This window comes from Halomonas rhizosphaerae (assembly GCF_030012485.1).
GTDB lineage: Bacteria > Pseudomonadota > Gammaproteobacteria > Pseudomonadales > Halomonadaceae > Halomonas > Halomonas rhizosphaerae.
On record NZ_JASCQQ010000032.1, the window covers coordinates 1 to 15662 of the forward strand.

At 69.0% G+C, this 15662-nt stretch carries 20 protein-coding genes; 10 read left to right on the forward strand and 10 right to left on the reverse strand.

The window, feature by feature from the left end; genetic code table 11:
* Positions 1-343: Nif3-like dinuclear metal center hexameric protein (locus QLQ86_RS14625; RefSeq protein WP_282817450.1), on the reverse strand; the 343-nt coding region annotated here is incomplete at its 3' end.
* Positions 344-446: 103 nt separating this feature from the next.
* Here QLQ86_RS14625 and QLQ86_RS14630 point away from each other — a divergent pair.
* A complete protein-coding gene (locus QLQ86_RS14630) occupies positions 447-1664 on the forward strand; it encodes a Do family serine endopeptidase (RefSeq protein WP_282733802.1) in 1218 nt (405 codons plus the stop codon).
* Positions 1665-1749: 85 nt separating this feature from the next.
* Here the strand turns inward: QLQ86_RS14630 and hisD are convergent, their stop codons facing one another.
* The 9 genes from hisD to QLQ86_RS14675 form a co-directional block, all read right to left on the reverse strand.
* Positions 1750-3072: a histidinol dehydrogenase gene (hisD, locus tag QLQ86_RS14635; RefSeq protein WP_282817451.1), complete on the reverse strand. Its 1323-nt coding sequence runs from the start codon at positions 3070-3072 to the stop codon at positions 1750-1752.
* Between the two features lie 79 nt (positions 3073-3151).
* Positions 3152-3814, reverse strand: a complete 663-nt coding sequence (gene hisG, locus QLQ86_RS14640; RefSeq protein WP_282733800.1) for an ATP phosphoribosyltransferase — start codon at positions 3812-3814, stop codon at positions 3152-3154.
* A gap of 20 nt (positions 3815-3834) precedes the next feature.
* Positions 3835-5097 (reverse strand): UDP-N-acetylglucosamine 1-carboxyvinyltransferase, encoded by a 1263-nt coding sequence (gene murA / locus QLQ86_RS14645; RefSeq protein ID WP_282733799.1) that lies wholly within the window; start codon positions 5095-5097, stop codon positions 3835-3837.
* A gap of 13 nt (positions 5098-5110) precedes the next feature.
* Positions 5111-5365 carry a BolA family protein gene (locus tag QLQ86_RS14650; RefSeq protein WP_133635911.1) on the reverse strand — a complete coding sequence of 85 codons (255 nt, stop codon included), beginning with the start codon at positions 5363-5365 and terminating at the stop codon, positions 5111-5113.
* 137 nt (positions 5366-5502) lie between these two features.
* Positions 5503-5841, reverse strand: a complete 339-nt coding sequence (locus tag QLQ86_RS14655) for an STAS domain-containing protein (protein WP_282733797.1) — start codon at positions 5839-5841, stop codon at positions 5503-5505.
* Entirely contained in the window at positions 5838-6488 is a 651-nt protein-coding gene (locus QLQ86_RS14660; RefSeq protein ID WP_282733796.1) for an MlaC/ttg2D family ABC transporter substrate-binding protein, read from the reverse strand. Before QLQ86_RS14660 ends, QLQ86_RS14655 begins: the two co-directional genes overlap by 4 nt.
* A 5-nt stretch (positions 6489-6493) precedes the next feature.
* Entirely contained in the window at positions 6494-6958 is a 465-nt protein-coding gene (gene mlaD, locus QLQ86_RS14665; RefSeq protein ID WP_282733795.1) for an outer membrane lipid asymmetry maintenance protein MlaD, read from the reverse strand.
* A gap of 16 nt (positions 6959-6974) precedes the next feature.
* Positions 6975-7757 carry a lipid asymmetry maintenance ABC transporter permease subunit MlaE gene (gene mlaE, locus QLQ86_RS14670; RefSeq protein ID WP_282733794.1) on the reverse strand — a complete coding sequence of 261 codons (783 nt, stop codon included), beginning with the start codon at positions 7755-7757 and terminating at the stop codon, positions 6975-6977.
* Positions 7754-8566 (reverse strand): ABC transporter ATP-binding protein, encoded by an 813-nt coding sequence (locus tag QLQ86_RS14675; protein WP_282733793.1) that lies wholly within the window; start codon positions 8564-8566, stop codon positions 7754-7756. The genes mlaE and QLQ86_RS14675 overlap by 4 nt, the downstream gene beginning before the upstream one ends.
* 136 nt (positions 8567-8702) lie before the next feature.
* Between QLQ86_RS14675 and QLQ86_RS14680 the strand changes: the two genes are divergently transcribed.
* The 9 genes from QLQ86_RS14680 (at position 8703) to ptsN (ending at position 15656) form a co-directional block, all read left to right on the forward strand.
* Positions 8703-9653, forward strand: a complete 951-nt coding sequence (locus QLQ86_RS14680) for a calcium/sodium antiporter (protein WP_282733792.1) — start codon at positions 8703-8705, stop codon at positions 9651-9653.
* A gap of 41 nt (positions 9654-9694) precedes the next feature.
* The gene (locus QLQ86_RS14685) at positions 9695-10690 is read left to right on the forward strand and encodes a KpsF/GutQ family sugar-phosphate isomerase (RefSeq protein ID WP_282733791.1); all 996 of its coding nucleotides are present in this window, start codon (positions 9695-9697) and stop codon (positions 10688-10690) included.
* A 43-nt stretch (positions 10691-10733) separates the two neighbouring features.
* On the forward strand, positions 10734-11291 hold the full coding sequence (locus QLQ86_RS14690) for a KdsC family phosphatase (RefSeq protein ID WP_282733790.1): 558 nt from the start codon (positions 10734-10736) through the stop codon (positions 11289-11291).
* 3 nt (positions 11292-11294) lie between these two features.
* The gene (gene lptC / locus QLQ86_RS14695) at positions 11295-11879 is read left to right on the forward strand and encodes an LPS export ABC transporter periplasmic protein LptC (protein WP_282733789.1); all 585 of its coding nucleotides are present in this window, start codon (positions 11295-11297) and stop codon (positions 11877-11879) included.
* Positions 11876-12406, forward strand: coding sequence for a lipopolysaccharide transport periplasmic protein LptA (lptA, locus tag QLQ86_RS14700; protein WP_282733788.1), 531 nt, complete (start codon positions 11876-11878; stop codon positions 12404-12406). Before lptC ends, lptA begins: the two co-directional genes overlap by 4 nt.
* Positions 12406-13131: an LPS export ABC transporter ATP-binding protein gene (gene lptB / locus QLQ86_RS14705; RefSeq protein ID WP_282733787.1), complete on the forward strand. Its 726-nt coding sequence runs from the start codon at positions 12406-12408 to the stop codon at positions 13129-13131. The genes lptA and lptB overlap by 1 nt, the downstream gene beginning before the upstream one ends.
* 142 nt (positions 13132-13273) lie before the next feature.
* A complete protein-coding gene (locus QLQ86_RS14710; protein ID WP_282733786.1) occupies positions 13274-14695 on the forward strand; it encodes an RNA polymerase factor sigma-54 in 1422 nt (473 codons plus the stop codon).
* A 171-nt stretch (positions 14696-14866) separates the two neighbouring features.
* Positions 14867-15175, forward strand: a complete 309-nt coding sequence (gene hpf, locus QLQ86_RS14715) for a ribosome hibernation-promoting factor, HPF/YfiA family (RefSeq protein WP_250061520.1) — start codon at positions 14867-14869, stop codon at positions 15173-15175.
* 7 nt (positions 15176-15182) lie between these two features.
* Positions 15183-15656 (forward strand): PTS IIA-like nitrogen regulatory protein PtsN, encoded by a 474-nt coding sequence (ptsN, locus tag QLQ86_RS14720; RefSeq protein ID WP_282733785.1) that lies wholly within the window; start codon positions 15183-15185, stop codon positions 15654-15656.
* The last annotated feature ends 6 nt before the right edge of the window (positions 15657-15662 follow it).

Genomic DNA, 15662 nt, shown 5'->3' on the forward strand with positions numbered 1-15662 from the left:
GGCCGAGCTCGGCGTTGTTGCCGAGCTCGGGGTGGGCATCCAGCGGCAGGTGATAGGCCAGCAGGTTGATGTCGTGGGCCAGCAGCGTCGCCAGGCGCCGGCGCTTGATGCCGGTGATGGTGACCGGCTCGTTCTTCCAGAAGTAGCCGTGATGCACCAGCACGAGGTCGGCCTGCCAGGCCACGGCCTCGTCGAGCAGCGCCTGGCAGGCGGTCACCCCGGTCATGACCCGGGTGACACGCTCGCTGCCGGCCACCTGCAGGCCGTTCACGGTGTAGTCCCTGAAGCATTCGGGTTGCAGCAGTCGGTCGCAGGTGGCGACCAGGTCGTCACGATTCGTCATGCAGCCTCCGGGCGCGGTCGCGTTGGCAATGTTACAATCCGCACAGTGTAACCAGCGGGAGGATACCCCGCGACCAGGCACCGCCGACAAGGACCCCCGCTGCATGAGACGCTCCCTGCTCCCCTACCTCTGGCCCGTCCTGATCGGTGTGCTGGCGGCCATCGTGCTGCTCAATGCCTTCCCCCAGCTGATCGGCCGGCCGCCCCCCCCGCCGACGGCTCCCGCCACGCCGGCACTGGTGCAGTCAGACGACGAGGCCAGCTCACGCGAGGCCCCGGAGGTGCGCCAGGCCGAGCCCCTCACGCGCCGGCAGGGGCCGGCCAGCTATGCACAGGCGGTGGAGCGGGCCGCGCCGGCGGTCGTCAACATCTACTCCACCCGGGTGGTCGAGCGGGAGGAGCACCCGCTGATGTCGGACCCCTTCTTCCGCCAGTTCTTCGGTGACGAGTTGCCGAGCCGCCAGCGCATGCTCTCCAGCCTCGGCTCCGGGGTCATCGTCAGTGACGATGGCTACGTGCTGACCAACCACCACGTGATCCGCGGGGCCGACCAGATCCAGGTCGCCCTGCGCGACGGTCGCGAGACCCTGGCCGAGGTAATCGGCACCGACCCCGAGAGCGACCTTGCCGTGCTGCGCATCGACCTGGAATCGCTGCCGGTGATCGAGCTGACCGACACCACCCGGGTCGCCGTGGGCGACGTCTCGCTGGCCATCGGCAACCCCTTCGGCGTGGGCCAGACGGTGACCATGGGCATCATCAGCGCCACCGGGCGCAGCCACCTCGGGCTCAATGCCTACGAGGATTTCATCCAGACCGATGCCGCCATCAACCCCGGCAACTCGGGAGGGGCGCTGGTCAACGCCGAGGGCGCCCTGGTCGGCATCAACACCGCCATCTTCTCGCGCTCCGGCGGCTCCCAGGGCATCGGCTTCGCGATCCCCGCCAACCTGGCCCGCAACATCCTCGAGGAGCTGGTCACCCGTGGGCGCGTCATCCGCGGCTGGATGGGCATCGAGGCCCAGGAGCTCAACCAGGAGCTGGCCGCCTCCTTCGGCCTGCAGGCACCGACCGGGGTGATCATCGCCGGCGTGGTGCCGGACGGCCCCGCCGATCGTGCGGGCCTGCAGCCCGGCGACGTGCTGCTGGAGGTCGACGGCAAGCCGGTGCTCGACCCTCGACGCACCATGAGCGACATCGCCGCGGTGGCACCCGGTACCCGCCTGCCGCTGACGGTGGTGCGTGGCGGCGAGCGCCGGGAGGTGACGATCGAGCTCGGCGAGCGCCCGACCCCGGAGTCGCGCCGCCCCGACGGGGAGTGACGCCCCCGACGACGAGGGCCCCGCCGGTCGGCGGGGCCCTCTGCTGTCATGCGGCATGCCATGCATCACCCCGCTCACCGGGGCGTCACGCCTTGAGACGATACTCGGCCGAGCGGGCGTGGGCGGTGAGCGACTCGCCTCGCGCCAACGTGGAGGCGATCTTGCCGAGTTCCCCGGCGCCTTCCGCCGAGCAGTGGATGATCGAGGAGCGCTTCTGGAAGTCGTAGACCCCCAGCGGCGAGGAGAAGCGCGCCGTCCCCGAGGTGGGCAGCACGTGGTTGGGGCCGGCGCAGTAGTCACCCAGCGCCTCGGCGGTATAGCGTCCCATGAAGATGGCCCCGGCATGGCGCACCTGGGGCAGCCAGCCCTCGGGATTGGCCACCGAGAGCTCCAGGTGCTCAGGGGCGATGCGATTGATCAGCCCTACCGCCTCGTCACGATCCCGGCAGTGGATCAGTGCGCCGCGACGGGCCAGCGACTCGCGCACGATGGGGGCACGCTCCAGGGTCGGCAGCAGCCGCGCAATCGACGCCTCCACCGCCTGCAGGTGCGCGAGGTCCCAACTCACCAGCACCGCCTGGGCATCCTCGTCGTGCTCAGCCTGGGAGAAGAGGTCCATGGCCAGCCAGTCCGGGTCGGTTCCGCCGTCCGAGACCACCAGGATCTCCGAGGGACCGGCGATCATGTCGATCCCCACCTGGCCGAACACCGCCCGCTTGGCGGTGGCCACGTAGATGTTCCCCGGACCGACGACCTTGTCCACCCGTGGCACCGTCTCGGTGCCGAAGGCCAGGGCCGCCACCGCCTGGGCACCGCCGATGGTGAAGACATGGTCGACGCCGGCGAGGTAGGCGGCGGCCAGTACCAGCTCGTTGAGGATGCCATCGGGGGTCGGCACCACCATGACGATCTCGCGCACGCCGGCCACATGGGCGGGAATGGCGTTCATCAGCACCGAGGAGGGATAGGCCGCCTTGCCACCCGGCACGTAGATGCCCGCGCGATCCAGGGGCGTGACCTGCTGGCCCAGCACGGTACCGTCGGCCTCGGTGTAGTGCCAGGAGGCCGGTTTCTGGCGCTCGTGATAGGCGCGGATGCGCTCGGCGGCGCTCGACAGGGCCTCGCGCTGCTCCGCCGGCAGACCCTCGAAGGCCTGGCGCAGCCGTCCCTCGCTCAGGGTCAGCTCGGCCATGGACGTCACGGCGAGCCGGTCGAAGCGGTTCGAGTACTCGACCAGCGCGGCATCGCCCCGGGCCTTGACGGCGGCGAGGATCTCGTCGACGCGCTGCTGGACCGCGGCATCGGAGACCCCCTCCCAGGCCAGCAGGTCGGCCAGGTGGCGATCGAAGTCGGCCTGCGAGGTGGACAGCCGCGCGATGTCGACGCCGTCGGTGGGGGTTTGGCTCATGGCAGTGGCTTCCTCTCGAAACGGGATTCGTCGTCTGTGAGACTGCCGCGGCGCCTGGCCGCGGGCAAGGCAGGCCTGGCTATGGGGCCGACACGGCGAGGCTATCGCGACGCACGGCCACCGCCTCGCGCAGGCGCGCGATGAGCGGTTTCAGGCGGTCGTGCTTCATGGTCATGGCCGCCTTGTTGACCACCAGCCGGGTGCTGATCGGGGCGATCAGCTCCCGCGGCTCCATGCCGTTGGCCCGCAGGGTGTTGCCGGTATCGACGATGTCGACGATCTCGTCGGCAAGGTTCATCAGCGGGGCCAGTTCCATGGCACCGTAGAGCTTGATCACCTCGGCCTGGATCCCCTGCTCGGCGTAGTAGCGGCGCGCCACGTTGACGAACTTGGTGGCCACCCGCCGCCGGGCCCGGGCCGGCTCGGCCCCGGTGATGCCGGCGGTCATCAGCCTGCAGCGGGCGATCTCCAGGTCGAGGGGCTCGTAGAGACCCTCGACGCCGTGCTCGAGCAGCACGTCCTTGCCGGCCACGCCGAGATCCGCCGCCCCGAGCTGCACATAGGTCGGCACGTCCGTGGCCCGGATCACCACCAGCTTGACGTCCGGCAGGTTGGTATCGAACAGCAGCTTGCGGCTCTTGCCCAGGTCCTCCACCGGGGCGATGCCGGCATCGGCCAGCAGCGGCAGGGTCTCGTCGAGAATGCGGCCCTTGGAGAGGGCCAGAATCAGTTGCTTGCTCATGGTCTCGCCTGTTGGTCGACTCAGCCGGGGATGCGCCTGATGCGCGCGCCCAGCAGCTGCAGTTTTTCCTCGATGCACTCGTAGCCGCGGTCAATATGGTAGATCCGGTCGACCAGGGTCTCGCCCTCGGCCATCATCGCCGCGATCACCAGCGAGGCGGAGGCACGCAGGTCGGTGGCCATCACCGGTGCTCCGGAGAGGGTCTCGACCCCGGTGATCACCGCGGTGTTGCCTTCCAGCGCGATGTCGGCCCCCATGCGATTGAGCTCCTGCACGTGCATGAAGCGGTTCTCGAAGATGGTCTCCACCACCCGGGCGGTGCCCTCGGCCACCGCGTTCATCGCCACGAACTGGGCCTGCATGTCGGTGGGGAAGGCCGGATACGGCGCGGTGCGCACGTTGACCGCCTTCGGCCGCCTGCCCCGCATGTCGAGCTCGATCCAGCCCTCGCCGGTGGTGATGGTGGCCCCCGCCTCCTCGAGCTTGGCCAGCACCGCATCCAGGATGTCGGCGCGGGTGTTGCGCACCCGCACCCGCCCCCGGGAGAGCGCCGCCGCCACCAGGAAGGTGCCGGTCTCGATGCGATCGGGCATGACGTCATGGTAGGCGCCGTGCAGCCGCTCGACGCCCTCGACGACGATGGTGTCAGTGCCCTGGCCGCGGATCCTGGCGCCCATCTTGTTCAGGCACTCGGCCAGGTCGACCACCTCGGGTTCCCGGGCGGCGTTCTCCAGCACCGTGGTGCCGTCCGCCAGGGTTGCCGCCATCAGCAGGTTCTCGGTGCCGGTCACGGTGACGGTATCGAAGAAGATGGTGGCACCGTGCAGCCGACCATCGACCCGTGCCCGGATGTAGCCGGCCTCGACGCTGATCTCGGCCCCCATGGCCTCGAGGCCGCGGATGTGCAGGTCCACCGGGCGCGAGCCGATGGCACAGCCGCCGGGCAGCGAGACGTCCGCATGGCCGAAGTGGGCCAGCAGCGGACCGAGCACCAGGATCGAGGCGCGCATCTTCTTGACCAGCTCGTAGGGCGCGTGACAGTCGGTGACCTGGGAGCCGTCGAGCTGGATGCACATCCTATCGCCCATCACGGGCTCGACGCCCATGTGACCGAGCAGCTCGAGGGTGGTGGTGATGTCCTGGAGGTGCGGCAGATTGCCGATGGTCACCGGCTCGTCGGCCAGCAGGGTCGCGCAGAGGATCGGCAGGGCGGCATTCTTGGCACCGCTGGCCCAGACCTCACCGTCGACGGGGCCGTTGCCGGTAATGATCAGCTTGTCCATGAAAGGTCGACCCTCAGGCCCCCTGGTTGTCGGTGGCGGCCTGCCACTGCTGCGGGGTGTAGGTCTTGATGCTCACCGCATGCAGGGCGCCGGAGGCGATCTCCTCGGACAGGGCACCGTAGATCATCTGCTGGCGCTTGACCGGCGAGAGCCCCTCGAAGACCTCACCCACGGCCACCACCTGGAAGTTGCAGCCTTCGCCCTGGATATGGAACTCGCAGCCGTCGAGTCGGCTCTCGAGCAGCGCCTTCACTTCGCTCGGTTGCATGGCACCGGCACTCCTGTGGTTCGTCGATTCGTCGGGGACACGCTGCCGGGTCCACGACGTGGCCCCGGCAGCGGGGATCTCATGGCACGACATGGTAAAGAAAAGCACCGCGCTTGGCGATGGGGAGGGAGGCAGGCTCAGGCGGCGACCGGCTCGGCGAGGGGCAACAGGGTGTCGAGCCCGGCGACCCGGGTCAGGCGTTCGAGGGGGGCCGAGAGCCGCACGGCGGCCACCTCGACACCGGCATCGCGGGCCTGGCGGGTCCACTCCAGCAGCACGCTGAGCGCGGCGCTGCTGACCCGGCCGACGCCGCTCAGGTCGAAGACCACCTCGCTGCCGGCCGGCCGGTCGGCCAGCCAGGCACTGCCGGCCTCGGCCATCGCCGAGGCCACCTCGAAGCCGACCTCACCGGTCACCGCCAGCCCGCCGTCGACGGAGGCCAGGCAGGAACTGCGCTGCTCCAGCAGCACGCTCATGCGTCGCCGCCCTCCTCCAACTCCTCGACGGCGAGTTCGGGCGACCAGCCGTCGATGACCGCATCGTAGTCGCGATTGTGGTCGCGCATCGCCTGGTCGAACTGGTTACGGAAGGTCAGCCCCAGGTTGATGCCGTTGACGATCACATTGACCACCTTCCACTGGTCCCCGGAGAGGCGCAGCGAATAGCTGACGGGATAGACGGTGCCGTCGTTGGCCACCACCTCCATGGCCACGCTGGCCTGGTCCTCGTAGCGCGAGGCCTGCTGGTTGTCGAGCACCCGGATCTCGCGATAGTCGAAGGTGACCAGCCCCTTGGTGTAGGTATCGATCAACGTCTTGCGAAAGGTATCGACGAAGCGGGACCGCTGCTGCGGCGTGGCGTTACCGAAGTAGCGCCCCATCACGCTGGCCCCGATGTAGCGGAAGTCGGCCACGTCCTCGAGGCTGTCGTCGACGATCGCCTCGAGCTCGCCGAGGTTGTCGGCGAAGTAGTCCTCGCGCCCCTCGATGCGTGTCATCAGCTCGTCGATGCTGGCGCGGATCATCTGCTCGGGACGCTGGTCGGGCTCGGCAGCCATCAGCGGCAGCGCCATCAGCAGCAGGCCGAGCCCGGCGAAAAGCACGCGAAGGTTCAATATCTTCATCTCGTTCACTCCTTGACCATGCTGGACACGAACTGCTGGATAAGTTCCTCCAGCACCAGGGCAGATTGGGTATCACGCAGGGTATCGCCGTCGGCGAGGGCCTCGGGCGCCCCGCCGACCGAGATCCCGATATACTGCTCCCCCAGCAGACCCGCGGTGAGGATGGCGGCGGTGCTGTCCTCGGGCAGCTGGCCTTCCAGCTGGCCATCGAGCTCCATCACCACCCGCGCATCGTACCAGTCGGTGTCCAGCTCGATGGCCTCGACCCGCCCCACGGTGACACCGGCCATGGTGACCCGCGCCCGCGGCTTGAGGCCGCCGATGTTGGCGAAGTTGGCTTCCAGTCGGAAGGTCTCGCTGGGCAGGGTCAGGCTCAGGCCACTGACCTTCAGCCCCAGGAACACCAGGCCCAGAATACCGGCCAGCATGAACAGGCCGACCCCGAGCTCCATCGTCTTGCTGCGCTTCATCCGTTTGCTCCGAACATCAGGAAAGCTCTCCGAACATCAGGGCGGTGAGCACGAAATCCAGGCCCAGTACCGCCAGAGAGGAATAGACCACCGTCCGGGTGGTGGCACGCGAGATGCCTTCCGAGGTGGGGATCAGGTCATAGCCCTGGAACACCGCGATCCAGGTCACCACCAGGGCGAACACCAGGCTCTTGATCAGGCCGTTGCCCACGTCGTCGATGAACTCGACGCTGGCCTGCATGTTGCCCCAGTAGGAGCCCTCGAAGACGCCGAGCCAGTCGACGCCGACCAGCTGGCCGCCCCATATGCCCACCACGCTGAAACCGATGGTCAGCAACGGCAGGGCGACGAAGCCGGCCCAGAGTCGCGGGGCCACGATGCGACGCAGCGGATCGACGCCGATCATCTCCATGCTGGTCAGCTGCTCGGTGGCCTTCATCAGGCCGATCTCGGCGGTCAGGGCAGAGCCGGCGCGGCCGGCGAACAGCAGCGCCGCCACCACCGGCCCCAGCTCGCGCAGCAGCGAGAGGGCCACCATCTGCCCCAGCGCCTGCTCGGCCCCGAAGTCGACCAGAATCGTGTAGCCCTGCAGGGCCAGCACCATGCCGATGAACAGCCCCGAGACCAGCACGATGGCCAGCGACATCACGCCGACGAAGTGCATCTGCCGCACCCAGAGGTAGAGGCCCTCGCGGGACGGCATCCCCACCACCGACTGGCCGAGGAAGATCCCGGCCCGGCCCAGCGATTCCATCAGGTCGCAGCCACGCCGTCCCAGGTGTCGGATCCGGTCGATCATCGCGGTCCCCCGCTGCCCAGGATATCGGCATGGAAATCCATCGCCGGGTAATGAAAAGGCACCGGCCCGTCGGGCTCGCCATGCATGAACTGGCTGACCCGGGGGTCGAGGTCCGCGTCGAGGCTCGCCGGCGTGCCATGGGCCATCACCTGGCCATCGGCGATGACGTAGACATAGTCGGCGATGGACAGGGTCTCCTTGATGTCATGGGAGACCACCACCGCCGTCAGCCCCAGGGCCTCATTGAGACGCTTGATCAGCTGCACCAGCACGCCCATGGAGATGGGGTCCTGCCCCGCGAAGGGCTCGTCGTAGAGGATCAGCTCCGGGTCCAGGGCGATGGCGCGCGCAAGCGCCACCCGGCGCGCCATGCCGCCGGAGAGCTCCGAGGGCATCAGCTCCCGGGCCCCGCGCAGCCCGACGGCCTGCAGCTTCATCAGCACCACGTCACGGATCATCGCCTCGGGCAGGTCGGTATGCACCCGCAGCGGGAAGGCCACGTTCTCGTAGACATCGAGGTCGGAAAACAGCGCCCCGCTCTGGAACAGCATTCCCATGCGCCGGCGCAACACGAACAGCGCCTTGCGCGACAGCGCATGGACATCCTGGCCATCGATGCGCACCCGCCCCGCATCGGGAGTCAGCTGGCCGCCGATCATCTTGAGCAGGGTGGTCTTGCCGGTACCGCTGGGGCCCATGATGGCCGTGATCCTGCCGCGGGGGATGACCAGGTCGACGCCGCTGAAGATGTCCATCTCGCCGCGCGAGAAGTGCAGGCTCTCCACTTCCACGAAGGGGGAGTCCGTCATCGCTTCACCATCCTCGAAAATATTATCGAACATCGTATCCTAACCATGCCCCGCGGCGCCAGCGTCCTCGCGTCTTGCACCCCCAGGGTTCGGCATGTTCAATGTGCGCCCTCCACACACCGTCCCGGACCGCGCCATGCTCCTCCCCCTGCTGATCGTCATGCTCGGCTTCGTCGGCCTGCTGTGGAGTGCCGACCGTTTCGTCGGCGCGGCCGCGGCCACCGCCTGGCAGGCCGGCATGAGCACCCTGCTGGTGGGGATGACCGTTGTCTCGCTGGGCACCTCGGCACCGGAGATCGTGGTCTCGGTGATGGCCTCGCTGGATGGCGTGCCGGACCTCGCCATCGGCAACGCGCTGGGCTCCAACATCGCCAACATCGCCCTGGTGCTGGGCGTGACGGCGCTGGTGGTGCCGATCCCGGTGCGCTTCTCCATGGTGCGTCGCGAGCTGCCGCTGCTGCTCGGCGCCACCGGCCTGGCCGGCTACGCCCTGGCCAACGGCCACCTCGACCGGCTCGACGGCCTGCTGCTGCTGGTGCTGCTGGCCTTCAGCCTGTGGTGGCTGTTCCGCGCGGACACCCCCGACGACGAGAGTGCCGGCGAGGTTCCCGGCATGCCGCTGGGCCAGGCCCTGGGCTGGCTGGTGGCCACCCTGGTGATCATGGTGGCCAGCTCCCGCGCCCTGGTGTGGGGTGCCAGCGAACTGGCTCGGGGACTCGGCGTCAGCGAACTGGTGATCGGGCTGACCGTGGTGGCCATCGGCACCAGCCTGCCGGAACTGGCGGCCTGCGTGGCCAGCGCGCTCAAGCGCCACCACGACCTGGCCATCGGCAACGTCATCGGCTCCAACCTCTTCAACATGCTGACCGTGCTTCCGGTGCCGGCGCTGCTGGCCCCGGGCGCCACGGACCCCGCCGCGGCCGGTCGCGACTACCCGGTGATGCTGCTGCTGACCCTGGCCCTGGGGGCGCTGCTGCTGTGGAACCGCCACGGCCACCTGGGGCGCCTGCCGGGGGGCCTGCTGGTGCTCGGCTATGCCGGCTACCTGGCCTGGCTCGGCAGCGCCGGTTCCTCCGCCGTCGGCTGATCCCCTTGAGTGAAACCCCACAACGGGCAACAATCACCGCCATGACCAATGATGCTCCCTCAGCCGCCGGCACATCCCTCCTGCGCGAGAGTGCCCGCCGCACCCTGGAACTGGAACAGCAGGCCATCGCCGCCCTGGCAGGACGCCTCGACGACGCCTTCGACCACGCCTGCGAGCTGATCCTCGCCTGTCGCGGACGCGTGGTGGTCACCGGCATGGGCAAGTCGGGCCATGTCGCCGGCAAGATCGCCGCCACCCTGGCCAGCACCGGCACCCCGGCCTTCTTCGTGCATCCCGGCGAGGCCAGCCATGGCGACCTGGGCATGATCACCCCCGGCGATGTGGTGCTGGCCCTCTCCAATTCCGGCGAGACCGCCGAGGTCACCGCCCTGCTGCCCCTGCTCAAGCGCATGGGCACGCCGCTGATCAGCATGACCGGCCGACCGGGCTCGACCCTGGCGCGACACGCCGAGGCCCACCTGGATGCCGGGGTCGAGCGCGAGGCCTGCCCGCTGGACCTGGCCCCGACCTCGTCCACCACCGCCGCCCTGGCGCTCGGCGACGCCCTGGCCGTGGCGCTGCTCGAGTCGCGCGGCTTCACCGCCGAGGAGTTCGCCCTCTCCCATCCCGGCGGCAGCCTCGGCAAGCGCCTGCTGCTGCGGGTCGCCGACCTGATGCACGAGGGGCCCCGGCTGCCCAGCATCGCCCTGGGCAGCCCGCTGCGAGATGCCCTGCTGGAGATCACCCGCCAGGGGCTGGGCTTCACCTGCGTGGTCGACGCCGACGGTCGCCTGGCCGGGGTCTACACCGACGGCGACCTGCGCCGTACCCTCGACCAGCACAGCGACCTCTCCGGCCTGCTCGTCGACGATGTCATGACCCGCCCCGGCAAGCGGGTCGCCCCCGACACCCTGGCCGCCGAGGCGGTGCGCATCATGGAGGACAACCGCATCTCGGCGCTGGCCGTGGTCGATGCCGACGGCCACCCGGTCGGCGCCCTGCACATGCATGACCTGCTCGCCAGCGGCGTCATCTGACGCCCTGTACGCCCACCTCGCCCCCCCGACTGCTGGAGACACCATGAGCCTCGATTCCCCCCTGCTCGACAGCCAACTCGTCGATCGCCTGCGCCGCGTCCGCCTGCTCGCCCTGGACGTGGACGGCGTGCTCACCGACGGTCGCCTCTACTTCCAGGCCGATGGCGTCGAGATCAAGGCCTTCCACACCCACGATGGCCATGGCATCAAGCTGGCGCAACGGGCCGGCATCGTGGTGGCCTTCATCACCGGACGCGATTCGCCGATGGTCAGCCGGCGCGCCGCCGCGCTGGGCGTCAAGCATGTCTTCCAGGGAGCCGAGAAGAAGCTCACCGTGCTGCGCGAGCTCTGTAGCCGCCTGGGCCTGGAGCTCGAGCAGGTCGCCTACTGCGGTGACGACATGCCCGACGTGGCGCCCATCCGGCGCGCCGGGGTCGGCATCAGCGTGCCCGGCGCGCCGGCCTATATCCGCAAGCATGCCGACTGGGTCACCGAGTCTGAGGGCGGCCATGGCGCCGTGCGCGAGATCTGCGACACCCTGCTCCAGGCCCAGGGCCACTGGGATGCGGTGCTCGACACCTACCTGCACGGCACGACCTGAGCCATGCGCCTGCCGCGCCCCGGCTTTCGCACCGGCCTGTTCCTGCTGCTGCTCGCCCTGGGCGGCGGACTGGCACTGCTCGACCTGCGCGATGCCCCGCTCCCCGGCCCCGTGCCGGGGGACGAGGCCGGCGAGCCGGACTACTACCTGGAGGACGCCCGGCTGACCCGTTTCGATGCCCGGGGACACCCCCACCAGCGGCTCGACACGCCGCGCCTGACCCACACCCCGCATGACGACGTCACTCGCCTGGAGCGGCCACGAGGACGCCTGCTGGACGACTCGGGTCGTGTCTGGCTGGCCAGTGGCGACCGCGGCACCCTGGGCGCCGGCGGCAACCCGCTGACCCTCTCCGGCGACGCGCGCCTCCTGGCCCCCGCCGAGCGCTGGCAGCTCGACACCGAGGTGCTCCACTTCGACGCCGACAGCGGCCATGCCTGGAGCGACACCCCGGCCCTGCTGCGCCAGCCACCCCAGCGGATGCGTGGCGAGCGCTTCGACGCCTGGATCCATGACAACCGTGCCCGGCTGACCGACAATGTGCGCGGCCACCATCCACCCGACACCCGCGAGGACCCCGAGTCATGACGCGTCCCCCCTTCGCCCCCCTGCTGACCCTCGGCGTCATCGGCCTGCTGCTGGGCAGTACCCCGGCCCTGGCCCTGGAGGGCGATGCCAGTGCCCCGATCGAGGTGGAGGCCGACCGCCTCGACCTCGACGACCGTGCCGGCACCGCCGTCTACACCGGCGACGTGGACATCCGCCAGGGCAGCATGCAGCTGACCGGCGCCCGGGTGGAGATCCAGCGCAACGACCAGGGCCAGCTCACCCGCGCCACCGCCACCGGCGAACGCGCCTACATCGAGCAACAGCCCGCCCCGGACGAGCCCCTGGTCCGCGGCTGGGGGCGCACCATCATCTACCACGTCGCCGAGCGGCGGATCGAGCTGATCGACCGGGCCGAGCTGCACCAGGGCAGCGACACCTTCGACGGCGGCTACCTGGAATACTTCCTCGACCGTCGGGTGGTCCAGGCCCGCTCGGATGCCGAGGGCGTCGATGACCGCCAGCGCGTGCGCATGACGCTGGAACCCGAGCAGCAGGACGGCCAGTGATGAAGACCCTGAGCGCCCTCCACCTGGCCAAGAGCTACAAGCGCCGCCGGGTGGTGCAAGACATCAGCCTCTCCATCGAGCAGGGCCGGATCGTCGGGCTGCTCGGCCCCAACGGCGCCGGCAAGACCACCTCGTTCTACATGATCGTCGGACTGGTGCGCGCCGACGCCGGGGAAGTCCATATCGACGACCTCGACCTCTCCACGGCGGCCATGCACGAGCGGGCACGGGCCGGCATCGGCTACCTGCCCCAGGAGGCCTCGATCTTCCGCAAGCTGTCGGTCGCCGACAACATCATGGCGATCCTCGAGACCCGCAAGGACCTCGACCGCGCCGGGCGCCGGGCCCGGCTCGAGCAGCTGCTCGAGGACTTCCACGTGACGCATATCCGCGACAACCTCGGGATGAGCCTCTCCGGGGGGGAGCGCCGGAGGGTCGAGATCGCCAGGGCCTTGGCAACGGAACCCGCCTTCATCCTGCTCGACGAGCCCTTCGCCGGGGTCGACCCCATCTCGGTGGGCGAGATCAAGGGCATCATCCGCCAGCTCAAGGCCCGCGACATCGGCGTACTGATCACCGACCACAACGTCCGGGAGACCCTCGACATCTGCGACACCGCCTACATCGTCGGCGATGGGCGCATCATCGCCGAGGGCGATGCCGAGGCGATCCTCGCCAACCAGCGGGTCCGCGAGGTCTACCTGGGCGAGGACTTTCGTCTCTGACCGCAATCAACTGATATGCTTGTCGTTATTCCGCGACGGCATGAAGATTGCGGATGGCACGATTGTTGCAGATTTTGTGCTTGCAAGCCTCCCGACCAGCGGCTAGGGTTGGGGTTTTCGGCGAGTCGAGGGCACTCCTCTCATGGCCATGAAGGCGTCCCTGCAGCTGCGCGTCGGCACCCAGCTGACCATGACCCCCCAACTGCAGCAGGCCATCGCGCTGCTGCAGCTCTCGACCCTGGACCTGCGCCAGGAGATCCAGCAAGCACTGGAGTCCAACCCCATGCTGGAGGTCGAGGATGACTTCGGCGAGCAGGCGGTGAGCGAAGCGCCCGACGAGGAGTGGGCCAGCGAGATCCCCGACGAGCTCAGCACCGACAGCGACTGGTCCGACACCTACCAGGACCTCGGCACCGCGCCCGCCGGCGGCAGTGGCGAGGGCCCGGACTTCGAGCGCCAGGCCTCGGGCCAGAGCCTCCAGGGGCACCTGGCCTGGCAGCTGGCCATGACCGACCTTGACGCACGCCAGCAACGCATCGCCGAGAGCCTGATCGACGGCGTCAACGGCGACGGCTACCTGACCCAGCCCCTGGAGGAGATCCGCGACGGCCTCCGAGCGCAGGGCCTCGAGGGCCTCAAGACCCGCGAGGTCGAGCAGGTGCTGTTGCGCCTGCAGCAGTTCGAGCCCACGGGGGTCTTCGCCCGGGACCTGCGCGAGTGCCTGATGCTGCAGCTGGCCACCCTGCCCGACGACACCCCGCTGTTGCCGCAGGCCCGCCGCCTGGTCCGCCAGTTCCTCGAGGCGCTCGCCGGCGACGACCGCCGCCTGCTCAAGCGACGGCTCGGCCTCGACGACGACGCCCTGGACACGGTGATCGAGCTGGTGCGTTCGCTGGACCCGCGCCCCGGCAGCGGCTTCACCGACAGTGACGGCGCCTATGTCATCCCCGACCTCATCGCCCGCCACACCCGCGATGGCTGGCAGGTGGAACTCAACCCGGAGGCGATGCCGCGGCTGCGCATCCAGCCCGACTATGCCGCCCTGATACGACGGGCGGACAAGAGCGAGGACAACCAGTTCCTCAAGGACCACCTGCAGGAGGCGCGCTGGCTGATGAAGAGCCTGTCCAGCCGCAACGACACCCTGCTGCGGGTGGGCCGCGAGATCATGGTGCGCCAGCTCGACTTCCTGGAGCACGGCGAGGAGGCGATGAAACCGCTGATCCTGGCCGACATCGCCCAGGTCGTGGAGATGCACGAGTCGACCATCTCGCGGGTCACCACCCAGAAGTTCATCCACACGCCGCGCGGGATGTTCGAGCTCAAGTACTTCTTCTCCAGCCAGGTGGGGGGCAGCGGCGAGGGCGACGCCCACTCCAGCACCGCCATCCGGGCACGCATCCGCAAGCTGATCCAGGACGAGCCCCCTCGCAAGCCCCTCTCCGACAGCAAGTTGGTCACCCTGCTCGATGAGGCCGGCATCAGCGTCGCGCGACGCACCGTCGCGAAGTACCGCGAAGCGATGGGCATCCCCTCCTCCAGCGAACGCAAGCGGCTGCGTTGAAGGCCTCTCGCTGGCGCTCCCGCGGCCCCCGGACTTCTTCCTCCCACACGGACGCAAGCGGTTGAAATGACGCCGGTCATGCGCCTCTCGAATCCCCTCGTCCGAGGGGGTATGCAGGACAGCAAAAAGGGTTACAATCGACCCATAACCCGACAGAGCAAGGAGCGTGTCATGCAAGTCAACATCACCGGCCATCATGTGGAACTGACCGACGCCCTGCGTGACTATGTGCAAGAAAAGCTCGCCCGCGTGGAGCGCCACTACGACAACATCACCAACGTGCAGGTCACCCTCTCCGTGGAGAAGGAGCGCCAGCAGGCGGCCTGCACCCTGCATGCTGCCGGTGCCGATCTCCATGCCGAGGCCATGGAGAACGACATGTATGCCGCCATAGATGCCCTGGCCGACAAGCTCGACCGCCAGCTGGTCAAGCACAAGGAAAAGGCCCAGGCCCGCGCCCAGGGCGCTGGCGCCCGCTGATTTCGTCATGACACTGGACGCCATCCTGCCCCCCGAGCGCACCCTCTTCGATGTGCCGGGGGGGAGCAAGAAACGGGTGCTGGAGTTCTTCAGCACCTTCATCGCCCAGAACACCCCGAGTCTCGACAGTCAGGAGGTCTTCAGCCGTCTGATCGGGCGCGAGCGACTGGGCAGTACCGGTATCGGCAACGGGGTCGCCATTCCCCATGCCCGCAACCCTCACTGCAAGGCCCCCATCGCCGGTTTCCTCAAGCTGGCGGAGCCGGTGGACTTCGACGCCATCGACGGCGAGCCGGTCGACCTGGTGTTCGTGCTGCTGGTGCCGGAGGAAGCCGACGAGGCTCATCTGGCCCTGCTCGGCCAGGTCGCCGGGGTGATGAACGATGCCGATACCCGTGCCCGGCTGCGTCACAGCACCAGCCAGCGCGAACTCCATGAGCGCCTCACGGAGGCGATCCGACGACAGGCCCCGGCCGGCTGATCCTTC